The 16,083-nt window shown below is 74.4% G+C and carries 12 protein-coding genes; 5 read left to right on the forward strand and 7 right to left on the reverse strand.

The window, feature by feature from the left end; translation table 11 throughout:
- Nucleotides 1-64 precede the first annotated feature (64 nt).
- Nucleotides 65-1,012: a hypothetical protein gene (locus FHS22_RS17170; RefSeq protein ID WP_260408022.1), complete on the forward strand. Its 948-nt coding sequence runs from the start codon at nt 65-67 to the stop codon at nt 1,010-1,012.
- Nucleotides 1,013-1,023: 11 nt separating this feature from the next.
- Entirely contained in the window at nt 1,024-2,328 is a 1,305-nt protein-coding gene (locus tag FHS22_RS17175) for a DUF6716 putative glycosyltransferase (RefSeq protein WP_260408002.1), read from the forward strand.
- A 73-nt stretch (nt 2,329-2,401) separates the two neighbouring features.
- On the opposite strand, the gene FHS22_RS17180 is transcribed toward FHS22_RS17175, so the two are convergent.
- Nucleotides 2,402-3,064, reverse strand: coding sequence for a response regulator (locus tag FHS22_RS17180; protein ID WP_184942829.1), 663 nt, complete (start codon nt 3,062-3,064; stop codon nt 2,402-2,404).
- A complete protein-coding gene (locus tag FHS22_RS17185) occupies nt 3,061-4,269 on the reverse strand; it encodes a sensor histidine kinase (protein ID WP_338047786.1) in 1,209 nt (402 codons plus the stop codon). Before FHS22_RS17185 ends, FHS22_RS17180 begins: the two co-directional genes overlap by 4 nt.
- Before the next feature lie 517 nt (nt 4,270-4,786).
- Here FHS22_RS17185 and FHS22_RS17190 point away from each other — a divergent pair.
- Complete coding sequence (locus tag FHS22_RS17190; protein ID WP_184942831.1) at nt 4,787-6,343, forward strand: alpha/beta hydrolase; 1,557 nt, start codon at nt 4,787-4,789, stop codon at nt 6,341-6,343.
- 62 nt (nt 6,344-6,405) lie between these two features.
- Here the strand turns inward: FHS22_RS17190 and FHS22_RS17195 are convergent, their stop codons facing one another.
- On the reverse strand, nt 6,406-7,788 hold the full coding sequence (locus FHS22_RS17195; RefSeq protein WP_184942833.1) for a polysialyltransferase family glycosyltransferase: 1,383 nt from the start codon (nt 7,786-7,788) through the stop codon (nt 6,406-6,408).
- A gap of 103 nt (nt 7,789-7,891) precedes the next feature.
- On the reverse strand, nt 7,892-8,821 hold the full coding sequence (locus FHS22_RS17200) for a glycosyltransferase family 2 protein (RefSeq protein ID WP_184942834.1): 930 nt from the start codon (nt 8,819-8,821) through the stop codon (nt 7,892-7,894).
- A gap of 338 nt (nt 8,822-9,159) precedes the next feature.
- Here FHS22_RS17200 and FHS22_RS17205 point away from each other — a divergent pair, with 338 nt between their 5' ends.
- Complete coding sequence (locus FHS22_RS17205; RefSeq protein WP_184942836.1) at nt 9,160-10,698, forward strand: RtcB family protein; 1,539 nt, start codon at nt 9,160-9,162, stop codon at nt 10,696-10,698.
- Between the two features lie 131 nt (nt 10,699-10,829).
- Here the strand turns inward: FHS22_RS17205 and FHS22_RS17210 are convergent, their stop codons facing one another.
- The 3 genes from FHS22_RS17210 to FHS22_RS17220 form a co-directional block, all read right to left on the reverse strand.
- On the reverse strand, nt 10,830-12,893 hold the full coding sequence (locus FHS22_RS17210) for an N-acetylneuraminate synthase family protein (RefSeq protein ID WP_184942837.1): 2,064 nt from the start codon (nt 12,891-12,893) through the stop codon (nt 10,830-10,832).
- 286 nt (nt 12,894-13,179) lie between these two features.
- Entirely contained in the window at nt 13,180-13,365 is a 186-nt protein-coding gene (locus FHS22_RS17215; protein WP_184942839.1) for a CsbD family protein, read from the reverse strand.
- A 71-nt stretch (nt 13,366-13,436) separates the two neighbouring features.
- Nucleotides 13,437-14,528, reverse strand: coding sequence for a LacI family DNA-binding transcriptional regulator (locus FHS22_RS17220; protein WP_184942841.1), 1,092 nt, complete (start codon nt 14,526-14,528; stop codon nt 13,437-13,439).
- Nucleotides 14,529-14,688: 160 nt separating this feature from the next.
- Here FHS22_RS17220 and FHS22_RS17225 point away from each other — a divergent pair, with 160 nt between their 5' ends.
- Complete coding sequence (locus FHS22_RS17225; protein WP_184942843.1) at nt 14,689-15,957, forward strand: sugar ABC transporter substrate-binding protein; 1,269 nt, start codon at nt 14,689-14,691, stop codon at nt 15,955-15,957.
- Nucleotides 15,958-16,083: the final 126 nt, after the last annotated feature.

Here is a 16,083-nt window from a genome sequence, read left to right on the forward strand (position 1 = left end):
AGACGGTCGAGACCACGCGCGGGAGCAGGGTTCGGCCGTTGCCTGGGTGGAGTCCCCGTTGCAGATGCTCTGCGTCGCGGAGGCCCACCACGCCGGGCTGCTGGGCGACCGCACCAGGCTGGTGCCCCGGGCGAAACTGCGCCCGCTCACCGTCACCCGCCGGGAGCTGCGGCGGCTCGCCCTGCCCGACGGGCTGGAACTGGCCGAGCCCGAGTCCGGCATGCCGCGCCCGCCCCGCGGGCGGACCTGGGTGGTGGGCGACGCCTTCTCCGGGAAGGTGCAGGCCGGCTGGCTTACGGCCGCCCCCCGCCGTCTCGTGATCGTCGACGACGGGCTGGCCACGATCCGGCTCCTGGAACTGCTGTCCGGGCGGGTGGGGACGCCGCTGCTGCGGGCCAGGGCCGCCGCGAGCCCGCTCAGGACCCTGCTGGGGACCGCCGCGAGTCTGCGGCTGCGCGCCGCCGCCCGGTCCGGCCGGCTGGCGGTCTTCACGGCGCTGCCGGTCCCCGCCGCACTGGCGGAGGCCGTACGGCGCACCGGTGCCGAGCTGGTCACCCACGACTTCGCCTGGCTGCGCGCCCAGCCGCTGCGCAGGCCCAGGCCCGAGGAGCGCACCGTCGTGCTGGGCACCTCGCTGGTCCGCAACGGCCTCATCCACCGCGACCGCTACTTCGGCTGGTTGGCCGGCCTCGGCTCGGCCGGGCCGGTCGCCTACTTCCCGCACCGGCGGGAGGACCCCGACGACCTCGCCCGGGTGGGGGAGCAGCCCGGGATCACCGTCTACGACGGCGGGATGCCGGCCGAGATGACCCTGCGCGGGCTGGCCGCGGAACAGCGGGTGCTGAGCCTGCCCTCCACCGCGGTCACCTCCCTGCGGGTCCTGCTGGCGGCCCGGGGCGTCACCGTGGAGACGGTCGAGGTCCCCGACGAGTGGTGGACCGCTCAGGCGGCACCCTCGCTCCGCTCCCACCTTTCGATGTTCGCCCATCACGACACTGGAGTCCCTGGTTGAAAGTCCTGGCCGTGGCCGACTCGGATTCCTACCTGAAGTGGGCCGCCTGCCTGCTCGGGGACCTGCCCCCGGGCTGCACGGCGGAGCTGACGGTGATCCGCACCCCCATCACGCCGTCCCCGGCGCAGATCCACGCCGCCGTGGCCGGGGGGCCCAGACCCCGCCCGGACACGGTCCGGGCCCTGCCCGGGACGGTGGCGGGACCTGAGCCGGAGACGGTGGCCCGGGCGGCGGGCGACCCGCCGGTGCTGTCGGCCCGGGCGCTGCGCCGCGCCGCCGAGCGGCTCCGGCCGGACGTGGTGCTGCTGGCCTGCACGGGGCCGGTGGTGGACATCCTCGCCGCCGAGGTGCTCGCGGGCCTGTCGCCGAGACCGGTGTTCGTCTCCGGGCTGCCCGGCATCTCGGTTCCGGCGACCGAGAAGGCGTGGCTGTTCCGGAGCGGGTGCGACCTGTTCGTGCTGCACAGCGGGCGGGAGGTCGAGGAGTTCTCCGAGGTCGGCCGCCGGCTCGGCGGAGGCGGGCAGGTGGGACTGGCCCGGCTGCCCTTCCTGCACGGCGACGGCCGCGGCGGTGGCCCCGCCGGTCCCGCCGCCCCCGGGAACGGTCCCGCCGGCGGGCTCCCGGCCGCCGGGCCGCGCAACCGGGTGGTCTTCGCCACCCAGGCCAAGGTGCCCAGGCGGCGCGAGGAGCGCGAGCGCATCCTGGCCGCCCTGGCCGAGCTGGCGGGACGCCGGCCGGACCTGGACGTGGTGGTCAAGCTCCGCGCGCTGGACGGCGAGCGGCAGACGCACAACGAGCGCCACCACTACCAGCGCCTCTGGCAGGAGCTGGGCGGAGACGAGAACGTGCTGCGTTTCGCGGCGGGGCCGATGCACGAGCACCTGGCGCACGCGGCCGGGTTCGTCACGGTCAGCTCGACCGCCGCGCTGGAGGCGATCGCCCAGTCGGTGCCGCTCTTGGTCCTCTCCGACTTCGGGGTCAGCGCCGAGATGATCAACCTGGTCTTCGAGGGCAGCGGCGTGCTCGGCACCCTCGACGACCTGTCCCGGGGGCGCTTCCTCGCCCCGGACGAGGACTGGTGCCGGGCCAACTACTTCCACGCCGGCTCGGAGAACGACTGGTCGGGCAGGCTGGTCACCCTGGTCGGCCAGGCCCGGTCCGGCCGCCTGGAACCCGCCCGCTCGCTGCTCGACGGCCCGCAGCACGCCGCGGCCCGCCGTCGCGCCCGGCTCCGCGTCGAGGTGCCGCCCAACGTGCTGCGCGCCGGGTACCGGGCCAAGCGCCGGATGCGCCGCTACCTCAAGGCGCTGGGCTGACGCGCGGAGGGAAGGCCCGCGGGGGTCCGGCCGTCCGGCAGGCCCCCGCCCGGTTCCGGCTTCGCGGGACGGCCTACGCGGGGTGGACCAGCCGGTTCTCGTAAGCGAAGATCACGGCCTGTACGCGATCGCGGAGCTCCAGCTTCATCAGGATCCTGCTCAGATGCGTCTTCACGGTGGCCTCCGCCAGCCGGAACTCGGCGGCGAGCTCGGCGTTGGACAGGCCGCGGGCCACCGCGACGAGCACCTCCCGCTCGCGGGGGGTGAGCCGGTGCAGCCGCTCGTCGACCGCCGGAACGGCGCCGGCGGGGAGCCGGTGGGCGAAGGTCTCCAGCAGCCGCCGGGTGATCCGCGGCGAGACCGCCGCATCGCCGCGCGCGACGCTGCGGATCGCCGCGAGCAGCTCCTCGGGCAGGGCGTTCTTGAGGAGGAAGCCCGACGCCCCCGCCTTGAGGCCGGCGAAGGCGTACTCGTCGAGGTCGAAGGTGGTGAGGATGAGGACCCGGGTCCGGTGGTGGCTCCGGGTGATCCGGCCGGTCGCCTCGATGCCGTCGGCGCCCGGCATGCGCACGTCCATGAGGACGACGTCGGGGCGCAGCCGTCGTGCGAGCCGTACGGCCTCGTCGCCGTCTCCGGCCTCTCCCACCACGTCCATGTCCGGCTGGGCGTCGAGGACCATGGTGAACGCCATGCGCAGCAGCGGCTCGTCGTCGGCGAGCAGGACGCGGATCGTCATGCGGCGCCGTCCCCGGCGGCTCCGAGGTCGAGGACGGCGCGGACCCGCCAGCCGCGGGCGGGAAGCGGACCCGCCTCCAGGGTCCCGCCGTACGCGGCGGCGCGTTCCCGCATGCCGAGGATGCCGTGCCCGGAGGACGGGGCGCGGACACGGGCGCCGTCGCCGTCGTCGGTGACGTCGACGGTGACGGCGTCCGGAGAGCAGCGCACCCGGACCTCGGCGCGGGTGCCGGACGGAGCGTGCTTGAGGGTGTTCGTCAGGGCTTCCTGCACGAGCCGGTAGACGGTGAGCTGGGCGGTGACGGGAACGGGAGCGGGTTCGCCCTCCACGGTGAGAAGGGTCGGCAGGCCGGCCGCGCGCATGCCTTCGGCGAGGGACTCCAGCTGGGCGATGCCGGGCATCGGGCGGCGCAGTTCGTCCGGTTCGTCGGCCCGCAGGACGCCGAGCGCGCGCCGCATGTCGGTGATGGCCTGCCGGCCGGTGCCGGAGATCTGGCGCATGGCGTAGGCGGCCCTGTCGGGTGAGCGGTTCTGCGCGAAGACCGCGCCGTCGGCGAGCGCGACCATCACCGACAGGTTGTGGGTGACGATGTCGTGCATCTCGCGGGCGATGCGGGCGCGCTCGCCCGCCACCGCGAGCCGGGCCCGCTGGTCGCGCTCGCGCTCCAGGCGGATCGCGCGGTCCTCCAGGGAGGCGAGGTGGGCACGCCTGATCCGGGCGTTCGTACCGGTGACGGCCACGGCCACGGCCACGGCGGTCAGGAACACGGCGGAGCGGAGGAACCCGCCCGCGGGCGCCGACCAGCGCGCCGCGGCCAGCAGGACGCCGGCCTCGAGGACGGAAACGGCGAGGAGGGTCCGGCGCGGGCCGGACCGCGAGGCCACCGTGTACAGCGCGACCAGCAGCGCCACGTCGGCCAGCGACTCGACGTCGGCGAGCCACTGGGCGAAGGCCGCCGCGGCCACCGCGAAGAACACCGTCAGCGGCGCGCGCCGCCGCCATACCAGGGGCAGGACCAGAGCCGTCTGGAGGAGCAGGGCGCCGGAAGGGTTCCGGTAGACGGCGCTGCCGACACCGGCGCCGAGGAAGAAGACCGAGGCGGCCAGCAGCGCGTCGGGTACCAGGGGCGGGAGCCGGGTGCCCGCCCGTGACAGCGCCCGCACCGGCCGCCCCGTCCGCAGGGCGGCGAAGGCGGCGTGTCTCACGAGCCGATGCCGCCCGCGGGGCGGGGAGGAGGCACTTGATCCATGGCGTTCACCCTAGTCATCTTCCGCACCAGAAGAGCAAACGCCACCGGGCCACCTAAATAGAACAAGTGCCAATAGAAGGCGCTAAGTGATCTATTGGAGCGGTCGGTGGGACATCGGGTCCCGCGCCGCGGGACGGTCACCGGCCGGGACCGGGCCGCGCCGGATCATCCTGGAGTCGTACGCGGCCGGCGCGGACGCGGCGCCCGATGCGGTCACGGCCGCGAGAGACCGCTGGTCAGGAGCGGTCCGGGCGGTGGACGGGCGCATCGGGACGCCGTCACGCCCGGCCGCGGAAGATCCGGCCGGAGACTGACGTGCCGGACCGGCCGTGCGGCCTAGCTTCGTAGCCGCGGGCACGGCGTGCGGATGCCCGCGGATTCCACGGCCCGCCGGAGACCGGTCCGCGCGGCCCGCCGGAGGCGGGTCCGCGCGGCCGGCCGCGCCCCGGGCCGCAGTACGAGGGAGACATGCGATGCGCAGAGGGAAGACGGCCGCCATCGGGGCGGCGGCGGTCCTGGCGGGCGTTCTCGTGGCCGGTGCGCAGCCGGCCGCCGGGACCGCCCGGGACGGCGCCGCCGGTTCCGGCTCGGCCGGGGCCGGGCCGGAGCGGTTCGAACGGCAGCGGGCCGTCTGGCACCGCTGCCAGGACGGTCCGGACGACGCGGCGGGCAAGCAACTGGACGAGGCCGGGGCCCGGTGCGCCGAGATCACCGTGCCGCTGGACTACAGCCGCCCGGACGGGCGGACCGTCAAGATCGCGCTGTCCCGGCTGAAGGCCGGCGATCCCCGGCGCCGCCGGGGCGCCCTGCTGTACAACCCCGGTGGCCCGGGCGTCCCCGCCGCGTCGCTCATCGTGCAGCTCGGCCGGGCGGCTCCGGAGGTCGCGGCCCGCTACGACCTGATCGGGATGGATCCCCGCTTCGTCGGGCGCAGCACCCCCCTGAACTGCTCGTGGCCCGTGACCGGCATCGGCTCCGCCGGGCCCGACCGGCGCTCCTTCGACCGGACCGCGGCGCTGGCCGAGGACCTGGCGTCCCGATGCGCCGCGCACCGGGAGGTGCTGCCCCACGCCTCCACCCGCAACACCGCCCGGGACATGGACGTGATCCGTTCCGTCCTCGGCGAGCCGAAGCTGTCCTATCTCGGCTCGTCGTACGGCACCTACCTGGGCGCGGTCTACCTGCAGCTGTTCCCCGGCCGCGCCGACCGGGTCGTGTTCGACAGCTCCCTGAACCCCGACCTGTACGGTCCCGACCTGATGAGGACGACGGGACCGGCCGTGACGGAGGTCCTGAAGGACTGGGCGGCCTGGGCGGCCCGCCGCCACGACCGGTACCGGCTGGGGTCCGACGCCGCCGAGGTGCTGGCCGTCGTGAACCGGATCGGCCGGGCCGCCGCCCGGCGCCCGCTGAAGGTCGGCCGCCACCGCGTCGACGGCCGTGTGCTGCCCATGCTCCTGTGGAACGTCACCGCCGGGGACGACGACGAGGCGTACGCGAGCTTCGCCGCCGACGTCCGGGTCCTGCGCGACGCCGCCCGGGGCGTCACGGTCACCCCCACCCCGGTCCTGGAGGGGGTCCTGGCCGGACTGCCCGCACCGGACGCGGACGGGTACTTCAGCGCCCAGACGGCGATCCAGTGCGCGGACCGGGCCGTGTCACGCGATCCGGAGACCTACTACCGCGACATCCGGGCCCACCGCGCCGACGAGCCGCTGTTCGGCCCGCTGACCCGCAACCTCACCCCCTGCTCCTTCTGGCCGGTGGCCCCGGCCGAGCCTCCGACGAAGATCCGCAACGACGTCCCGGTCCTGATGGTCGGAGCCACCGGCGACCCGGCGGCCACCTACCCGGGTCAGCTGGCCATGCACCGGGCCCTCACCGGCTCCCGGCTGGTCCCCCTCCGCGGCGCCTTCCGGCACACCGTGTACGGCGGGCTCTTCGCCCCGCGGAACGCCTGCATCGACGCGATCGTCGACCGCTACCTGACCGACGGCGCCCTGCCCGCCCGCGGCACCGCCTGCTCCTGACGCACCCGCGGGGCCCGGCGGGTCACGCGAGCGCCCGGCCCCCGGTCAGGACGGCGCCCCGGTCAGGACAGCGCCCTGGTCAGGCGGCGGCGGAGCCTGCCGAACGTGCCGGGCGCCGGGACGGCGGGGCCGGGGGAGGGGGAGCCGGGCAGCAGGTCCAGGGCGGCCAGGCGCTGGCGCTTGAAGTAGCGGTCCGGACCGCAGGCGTCCAGGTAGGCCGTCGCCTCCTCGCGCAGGTCCGGGTAGGCCTCGCTCTGCATGCAGTGACCGACCGCGCGGACCAGTCCCGGCAGGTCGACGACCGGCGGCTCCTCCAGGGAGCCGTCCGTCCCCAGCCGGGGGAGCAGCGCGTCGGTGATCGTGACGGGCACGCGGTTGCTGTTCTCGTACGGCGCCAGCCGCTCCAGCACCAGTTCCCCGCCGAAGGCCGCCACCGGCAGGCCGAAGTACCGCCGGGCGGTGACCAGCGCGGTGGAGAAGCAGCCCACCACCAGCTCCGGCCGGAGCGCCGCGAAGCACGACTCGGCCGGGACGGTCTCGCCCGCCACGGTCAGCCGTACGCCCAGCTCGCCGGCGGTCCGGCGCAGCTCGCGGGCGTGCCGCCGCCCGGCGGCCGGGTGCGGCTTGAACAGTACGGAACCGAAGCCTCGCGCCGCCAGCCCGCGCAGCATGTCCGCGTGCAGAGCGGCCTCCTCGGCGGGGGTGACGATGCCGAGCGCCGACAGGTACTGCCCGAGGATCATCGCCAGGCCGCCTTCGGGCGCACCGCCGTCCGTCCCGCCGCTCACCGTCCCGCCGCTCACCGTCCCGCCGCTCACCGTGTCCGGGCCGTCGCCCCGTGCCGCTCCGCCCTCCGACGCGGCGGAGACCTCGGTGAGGATCCGCAGGAACGCCTCGTCCCCGACGGTCCGCGCGGGCACGCCGTACTCCGACAGCAGCAGCGGGGACAGGCCCGGCACCAGGTCCAGGTGGAGCAGCCGGGTGATCCGGCCGGCGATCTCGCCGGGCAGCGGGTCGCGGGTCGGGCCGTAGCCCATCAGGCCGTCGGAGTAGACCGTGACCGGGCAGTCCCTGACCAGCCCGGCGATGGTCCGCGCCGGGGGGACCGCGACGGACTCCACGATGAGCTCGTCCGGGCCGTCGCCCAGGGACAGGTGGGAGCGGAGCAGGCGGCCCGTCATCGGCACCTCGATGATCCGGGCCCGCCAGTCCGACGGGTGCAGCGGGGCCACGATCTCGTTCCACGACCACACCTCGTCGAAGCGCGGGCGCAGCGCGGTGAAGCCGGGAGCCTCGTCCAGGGACGGGGTGATCTCCGGGACGGCCGCGTTGTTGGAGACCAGCAGGATCCTGCGGCCCCCGCCCGGCCCGAACGCGCCCTCGTCGATCGCGGCGGCCAGCGTCATCGCGCCGAACAGGGTCGAGGCGTAGAACAGCTGCGTCATCGGGTTCCTCCGCTCGGCGGCGCCGGGTCCGCGGTCTCCGGTCGTGGAGGCCGCGGTCGTGCGGCCCGGGGCGCGACGGCCGTCCGGGCCGGGGAGGGGCGGGTCACCGCGCCTCCAGCAGTCCGCGCAGGACATCGTCGCGCTCCGGGTCCAGGCTCGTGGCGGCCAGCAGGTCCGGCGGGAGCCGCCGCAGCGCGTCCGCGCCCCGCTGCTCGAAGCGGGTGCGCAGCTCGGGGGAGAAGCGGTCGCCCAGCTCCAGGTGGTGGGCGAGCAGCGCGCAGAACTGGCGGACCGCCTTGGCCGCGAACTCCTCGGGAAGGTCGTCGAAGACCAGCTCGAAGGCGTCGAAGAAGTGCAGCTGGCGCTCGTCGCCGACCTGGGTCAGCGAGCCGGACACCATCCGCCGGTAGAAGAGCCCGGCCAGGGAGACCACCGCGAACGAGCCCGCCTCCCGGTGCAGCCGCCAGATCCACGGCCGGTCCTCGGCGGTGTGCAGGTGCCCGGGGAAGGTCAGCAGCTCGCCCAGGTCGCGGCGGTAGATCCCGGCCCAGGCGTAGGGGTAGTCGACCATGGTCTTGGACCGGGCGGGCAGGATGTGGTCGCGCGGCTTGACCACCGTCTCCCGTACGGCCAGCGGAGCCCGGTGGACCACCCGCCTGCGCCCCTCCGCCTGCACGTGGTCCACCCGGACGAAGTCGCAGCCGAGCCGTTCGATCGCGCCGACGAGGTCGGCGAGGTAGCCGGGCGCGAGCCAGTCGTCGCCGTCCATGAAGGTCACGTAGCGGCCGGAGGCCAGCGAGAGCCCGAGGTTGCGGGCGTCGGCCAGCCCCACCGGGGTCTCGTTGCGCAGCACGACGAGACCGGGCAGGTCGTCGCGGAAGTCCTCGATGACCTGCCCGGTCCGGTCCGCCGATCCGTCGTCCACGACGATGAACTCGAAGTCCCGGTGCGCGTTCCCGATCAGCGAGGTCAGCGCGTCGGAGATGTAGAGCTCGGCGTCCCGCACCGGGACGACGACCGACAGCTTGATCAAGGTCTTCCCTCGGGCTCCGGCACGGACGCGGTCGCCTGAACCGTAGCGACCGCCGGAGTGCCCGGGCTGAACGCGCGGGGACGCGGCGGTGAACACTTCGGCGGGCGCACCCGTCGCTCCCGTCCCGCCGGAAAACCGGTTGAAGGCATCGGAGGCGGGCGGCTAGCGTCAGTGCCACCTCGCGGCTGCTGAACCCCGGGGCCCGCCGCCGGTCACGGCACCGGCGTGATCCCGCATGCCCCGGCATGACGCCGCCACCGGCGGCGCGCGACGGCGCGACGTCCTTTCCCGCGCCGGATCCGGTTCTCCACCAGCAGCCATACCGAAGAGGCACCATCGTGACATCACCCCGGCGCGGCGCCGCCGTGCCCCGGCAGGACCCGCGGCTGGTCCGCACCGACGACGACTGGCTCCACCTGCCCAACCGGTGGGGCATTCCCGTGGACGTCTGCGCCGGCGCAGACGTTCCGATCGAATCCGGCGCGGTCGACGAGATCCTCACCGTCCTCGAGACCGCCGACACCCTGGAGCGGCTGGGCTCGGCGGCCGGGTGCGGGGACGCGGCGATCAGCCGGGTCGTGCTCACCCCCGACTTCCACAAAGGCGCCGGCATCCCGATCGGCACCGTTCTGCAGACGCGTGGGGCACTGGTCCCCCAGGCGGTCGGCAACGACGTCAACTGCGGCATGCGGCTGGAGGCGACGTCGCTGACCGCCGACGAGGTACGCCCCCGGCTGGACGCACTGGAACCCCGCCTGCGCCATCTGTTCTTCGAGGGCGGCAGGCGCATCGCGCTGTCCGGCCGGCAGCGGGAGGCGCTGCTGCGCGACGGGCTGCCGGGGCTGCTGGACACCGGCGTCCCGCAGGCGTCCGCGGAGGGCGTGTGGTCGCAGGCGCGGCCCGGCGACGGCCGGCCCGGGCGGATCCACGGCCCGCGCCACCCGGTCACGACGGCCGGAGCCTTCCGGGACTGGATCGACAGCGCGGGCGGCACCAGCTACGACAGCATCATCGGCAGCGTCGGAGGCGGGAACCACTTCGCCGAACTGCAGTACGTCTCCGCGGTGCACGACCGGCGGGCCGCCTACGCCTGGGGGCTCACCCCGGGCCGGGTGGTGCTGATGGTGCACAGCGGCTCCCTGGCGCTGGGACACCAGGCGGGCGCGACCGGCAGGGACCAGGCCAGGGCCGCGTGGCCACGCGGCGTCCCCCTGCCCGGCAACGGCATCGTCCCCCTGGCGCTGGACGAGCGGTCCGAGCCGGCGTGCCGCCGCTATCTCGACGCGCTCGGCGGCGCGGCGAACTTCGCGGTGGGCAACCGGTTCTTCCTCGCCCTGATGCTCCGCGCGGCCCTCGCGGCCGAGTGCGGGGAGTTCGCCGCCGACCTCGTCTACGACGCCCCGCACAACCTGCTCTGGCGGGAGCCGGACGGGCAGGTGGTCCACCGCAAGGGCGCGACGCCCGCGGGCGGGTACGCCGAGGTCGCCGGCGGGCCGTACGAGATGTGGGGCGAGCCCGTCATCGTCCCCGGCTCGATGGGGGCGGCCAGCTACGTGCTGCGCGGCTGCGGCGATCCCCGTACGCTGGCCAGCGCCTGCCACGGCGCCGGGCGCCGGGTACGGCGGGGCGCGGCGGCCCGCGCGAGCGACGCGGAGCTGGACGCCTTCCTGCGGGAGTTCCGGGTGGTCACCCCGCTCGACCACCGGGATCCGGCCGTCGCCCGCAGGTCCGACGTGATGGCCGCCTGGCGCCGCGACCTCAAGCAGGAGGCGCCGTGGGTCTACAAGGACATCGGCCCCGTGGTCTCCAGCCTCCGCCGGGCGGGGGTCGCCGAGCCCGTCGCCGAACTGCGCCCGCTGCTGACGGTCAAAGGCTGAACGGGCCGGGAGCGGAGCCGGGCAGGACCGGGACCGCTCCCGGCCCGGCCGGGAAACCCTTGCCGGGAAACCCCTGCCCGGGAAGCCGGACCGGTGGGGGCGAGGACCGCCCCCACCGGCCTCCCCGGGGGTCAGACCGTGACGCGGCGCAGGCGGGACTTGGGGGCCTCCTCGCCGGGGAAGACCCGCTTGACGCCGTCGCCGAGCGCGGTCTCGATGATGCGGATGTCGCGGACCAGGTGCTCCAGCCCCGACGGCTCCAGCGAGGCGGCGTGGTCGGAGCCCCACATGGTGCGGTCCAGGGTGATGTGCCGCTCCACGGTCACCGCGCCGAGCGTGACGGCGGCCAGGGAGATCTGCAGGCCGCGCTCGTGGCCGGAGTAGCCGACCGGCACGCCGTACCGCTCCTGGAGGGTGACGATCGCCCGGAGGTTGGCCTCCTCCGGAGGGAGCGGGTAGGTGGAGGTGGCGTGCATCAGCACCAGCTTGGAGGTGCCGAGGATCTCCACCGCCCGGTCGATCTCCTCCAGGGTGGACATGCCGGTGGACAGGATGATCGGCTTGCCGGTCGCGGCGAGCGCGCGCAGCAGCTCCAGGTCGGTCACGCTCGCCGAGGCGACCTTGTGCGTGACGACGTCCATGGCCTCCAGGAACTCCACCGACGGCACGTCCCACGGGGAGGCGAACCAGTGCATCCCGCGCTCGGCGGCGTACTTGGCGATCTGGGTGTACTCGTCCACGCCGAACTCGGTGCGGATCTTGTACTCCATGTAGGTCATCTCGCCCCACGGCGTCTGCCGGATCTGGTCGCGCTGCTCCAGCGGGACGCAGATCTCCGGCGTGCGCTTCTGGAACTTGACCGCCTGGCAGCCGGCCTCGGCGGCCACGTCGATCAGCCGTCGCGCGATGTCCAGGTCGCCGTTGTGGTTGATGCCGATCTCGGCGATCACGTAGACCGGCTCACCCGCGCCGACCAGCGCGTCGCCGATCCGGACGGGAGGGGCGACCGGGGCGAGCCGCAGCTCGGCGCGGGGCGCGGGGGTCTCCGGGATCGCGGCGGGCTGCTCCGGCCGGGCCGCCAGGACGCGGTCGCACAGCTCCCGTACGGCTCCCGCCCCTCCCGGCCGGGAGAGCACGACCCGGGCGGCGGCGCGGACCCTGGGGTGGGCGTCGGGGACGGCGACCGGCCAGCCGACGTCGTTCATCGGGCCGAGGTCGTTGACGTCGTTGCCGACGTAGGCGACCCGCGCCGGGTCGAGGTTCTCGATGGCCAGCCAGTCGCGCAGCACCGTCCGCTTGTCGGTCAGGCCCTGCAGGACCGGGACGCCGAGCTTGCGGGCGCGGGCCGCGACCACCGGGTTGTGCTCGGTGGACATGATCATGATCTTGACGCCGGACCGGCGCAGCAGCGAGACGCCCATGCCGTCGGACCGGCTGACCGCGACCATCTCGCGGCCGTCCTGGTCGACGTAGGCGCGGTCGTCGGTGTGCACCCCGTCGAAGTCGGTGATCACCGCGTCCACGTCGATCGGCTCGGGCAGGTCGACGAACGGCGCCAGCGCCCGGACGATCTCCAGGTCCTCCGGGGTGTCCACCTCGACGGCGTGCCGCGACGGCACCGGCTGCACGGCGACCGCGCCGAAGAAGCGGTGGCCGTGCTCGCGCAGGCCCTCCGCGCGCATCGCGTAGAACGCGCCGGTCTCGCGGTAGTGCGGCTCCCGGTCCTGGCGGCGAGGCCGGAAGGACGGGTCGTGGTTGACGCCCGTACCCGCGGCGTCCCACAGGAACTCGTGCGTCTCCATCCCGGAGAAGACCACGTCGGCGCCGCCGTCGAGGACCTTCACGATCGCCGCGTCCAGGTCGGCCGGGTCGATGAAGGCGCTGGTGCACTGGACGAGCAGGACCACGTCGGGGGCGTCGGACAGGTGGTCGAGCACGTGCAGCACGGCCGACTCGCTGGAGGCCGTCGCGCCGCTCAGCTCTCCGGGCCGGTCGATGACGGCGGCCCCGGCGGTGCGGGCGGTCTCGGCGATCTCCGGGTGGTCGGTGCTGACCACGACCTCGTCGATCAGCTCGGCGCGGAGGCAGGCCTTCACCGCGCGGGCGACGAGGGGAGTTCCGCCCACGGGGGCCAGGTTCTTCAGCGGGACGCCCGCCGAGCCTCCACGGGCGGGGATGACGGCCAGGACTCGCAAGGTGACTCCTCTTACCTACGGCAGCACCCCTGAGCTGGGGTGTTAAGCACGCTAGCCACGGGGGTGACCGGTAAGGGGTGCCTGAGCTGAACGCCCAGAGTCGCCCGGCTTAACTTTCCGGAAGGCCGGCGGGCCCGGACGGGAGGGCCCGCGGGGAGCCTGATGCGGGAGCCTGATGCGGGAGTCGGCATGCGGGCAGGAATGCGGGCCGGCATGCGGGGGCCGGCACGCGAGACGCCGCGGACGGGTGATCCGTCCGCGGCGCCGGCGATCCGGAGCGCTCCGGCTACGGGGTGAAGGTGTCCCGCGCGTTCTCGCCCGACTCCCTGGCCCGGTCCTTGACCTTCTTCGCGGCCTGCTTGGCCTTGCCCTTGGCCTGGTCGGCCTGGCCGCGGCCGGTCATTTCCTCGTTGCCGGTCACCTTGCCGGTGGCTTCCTTGGCCTTGCCCCGGATCTGATCGAAGTTCGTCATGGTTCCTTCCCCGTTGGAATGACAGGTTGTCGAGCAGTGTCATAACCGGAAATTAGGTCGATAATCGCGATCTAGGTATCTTTAGAGGACACAACACTTCTCCCTGGCATGCGGTTGGGGTCACCCGCGGGGCCCGCCGCCCCCTCCCCGCCGGAAGAGGCCCACAGGGCCCGGGTCGAGCCGCGCACCACGAGCTCGGGCTCGAAGAGGTACTCGGCGGCCTTGGCCGGGCGGCCCTTGATCTCGTCGAGCAGCGCGCGGACGGCCGCCACGCCCATGGCCTGGACCGGCTGGCGGACCGTGGAGAGCGGCGGGTCGGTGAACGGCATCAGCGGCGAGTCGTCGGCCCCCACGACCGAGACGTCCTCCGGCACCCGCAGGCCGTACCGCCGCACCGCGCGCACCGCGCCCAGCGCCATCAGGTCGCTCCCGCACACCAGCCCGGTCGCGCCCCGCTCCACCAGCAGGGACGCGGCCATCTGCCCGCCCTCGACGTCGAAGGGGGCCAGCTCCACCAGTTCCTCCCCGTCCCCGCAGCCCAGCTCCCGCAGCGCGCCGCGGAACCCGGCCAGGCGGCGCCGGGAGGTCGAGTAGCGCAGCGGGCCGCCGACGAACCCGATGCGCCGGTGGCCCAGCCCGATCAGGTGCAGCGCCGCCGTACGGCCCGCCGCGACGTCGTCGCAGGAGACGCAGGTGACGCCGAGGCCCGGCACGTCGCCGTTGACGAACACGATGGGCAGCCGCTGCCGGCGCAGGTCCTCGTAGCGGGAGACGTCGATCGTGGTGTCGGCGTGCAGGCCGGAGACGAACACGATCCCGGAGACGGCGCGGTCCAGCAGCATCCCGACGTACTCGTCCTCGCCCGCGCCCTCCGGGGTCTGCGTGCACAGCACGGCCGTGTAGCCGTGCCGGGCCAGGGCCGTCTCGATCACCTGGGCGAAGAAGGGGAAGACCGGGTTCTGCAGCTCGGCGGTGATCAGCCCGACCAGTCCGGAGCTGCGCGGCCTCAGCCCGCTGGGCGGCTCGTAGCCGAGCACGCCCATCGCGGTGAGCACGGCGCTCCTGGCCCTCGGGCTCACCCCCGGGCGCTCGTTGAGCACCCGGGAGACCGTCGCCTTGCTGAGCCCGGCCTGCCGGGCGATCTCGTCGAGTCGTGCCGCCATGGGGGCCGATTGTGGATCAGCCCGCTGGAACGGCGCAAGAGATCCTGAAATTTTGCAGCAATTTCCTGCAAGGCATTCCAGGGCGGGTGAACCCCCTGTTAACTTCGGCGCACATCGCGGTGCGCCCCCCTGAAAACACCCTCCCACCTGGAGTCCGACCGTGCGCAGACCCACCCCCGCCCTCACCGGGACCCTCGCCCTCTGCCTCGTCCTCACCGCCTGCGGCGGGGGAGGCCCGGCCTCGCCGCAGGCCTCCGCGGCCCCGGCCGCCGCGGACGGCACCACCCTGCTCATCTGGGCCGACCAGAAGCGCTCGGACACCCTCAAGCCCTTCGCCGAGGCGTTCGCCGAGGAGAACGGGATCAAGGCCGAGATCGTCGTCGTGGCCCAGAACCAGCAGCAGACCTTCACCACCGCCTCCCAGGCAGGCGAGGGCCCCGACGTGCTCGTCGGCGCCCACGACTGGATCGGCAACCTCGTCCAGAACGGGCTCATCGACCCCGTCCCGATGACCGAGGAGCAACTCGCGGGCTACGCGGACGTGGCCCGCAGGGCCGTCACCTACGACGGCCAGGTGTACGGCGTGCCGTACGCGGTGGAGAACCTCGCCCTGTTCCGCAACACCGAGCTGGCCCCGGACGCGCCCGCCACCTTCGACGAACTGGTCGACACCGGCAAGAAGCTCAAGAAGGCCGGGAAGGTCGAGGAGATCGTCGGCTACCCGGTCAGCCAGCAGAACGGCCAGTCCGGCGACACCTACCACCTCTACCCGCTCTACACCTCCGGCGGGGCGCACCTGTTCGGCACCACCCCGCAGGGCGACCCCGACCCGGCCGACCTGGGCGTCGGCACCAAGGAGTCGGTCGCCGCGTTCGAGCGCATCGCCGCGCTCGGCGAGAAGGGCGAGGGGGCGCTCAAGCGCTCCTTCACCTCCGACAACGCCGCGGCGGCCTTCAACGAGGGCAAGACCGCGTTCATGGTCGCCGGGCCCTGGCGGCTGGCCGACGTCCGCAAGGCGGGCGTGAAGTACGACGTCACGCCGGTGCCCGGCTTCAAGGACGCCGGCCCCGCCCGGCCGTTCGTGGGCGTGCAGTCCTTCTTCGTGGCGAGCAAGGGCAGGAACAAGGCGCTCGCCCAGGAGTTCGTCACCGGCAGCCTGGCCTCGGCCGAGGTCGCGCAGGCGCTGTTCGACGCCGAGCCCCGCATGCCCGCGCTGAAGAAGGCGCTGGAGTACGCCGCCGCCAAGGACCCCGACGTCGCCAAGTTCCAGGCCGCCGCCGAGAACGGCACGCCGCTGCCCGCGATCCCGCAGATGGTCGCCATCTGGGTGCCGTTCAACACCCTCATCCACGCCGCGGTGAAGGGCGAGCCGGTGCCCGCCGCGGTCGACGCCGCCGCCAAGGCCATCGCCGAGCAGCTCGAGCAGTGAGCACCCGGCAGACCCGGACCGGGGAGGGCCGCGGCCTTCCCCGGCGGGGGGACACCGGCGCGCCGCGGCAGGAGGGGACCGCCCCGCGCACCAGCCCCGAAGGCTCCCCGGGCGGGCCGCCCGCGC

This window comes from Thiemannella venezuelensis (genome assembly GCF_014203605.1).
GTDB lineage: Bacteria > Actinomycetota > Actinomycetes > Streptosporangiales > Streptosporangiaceae > Planomonospora_A > Planomonospora_A venezuelensis.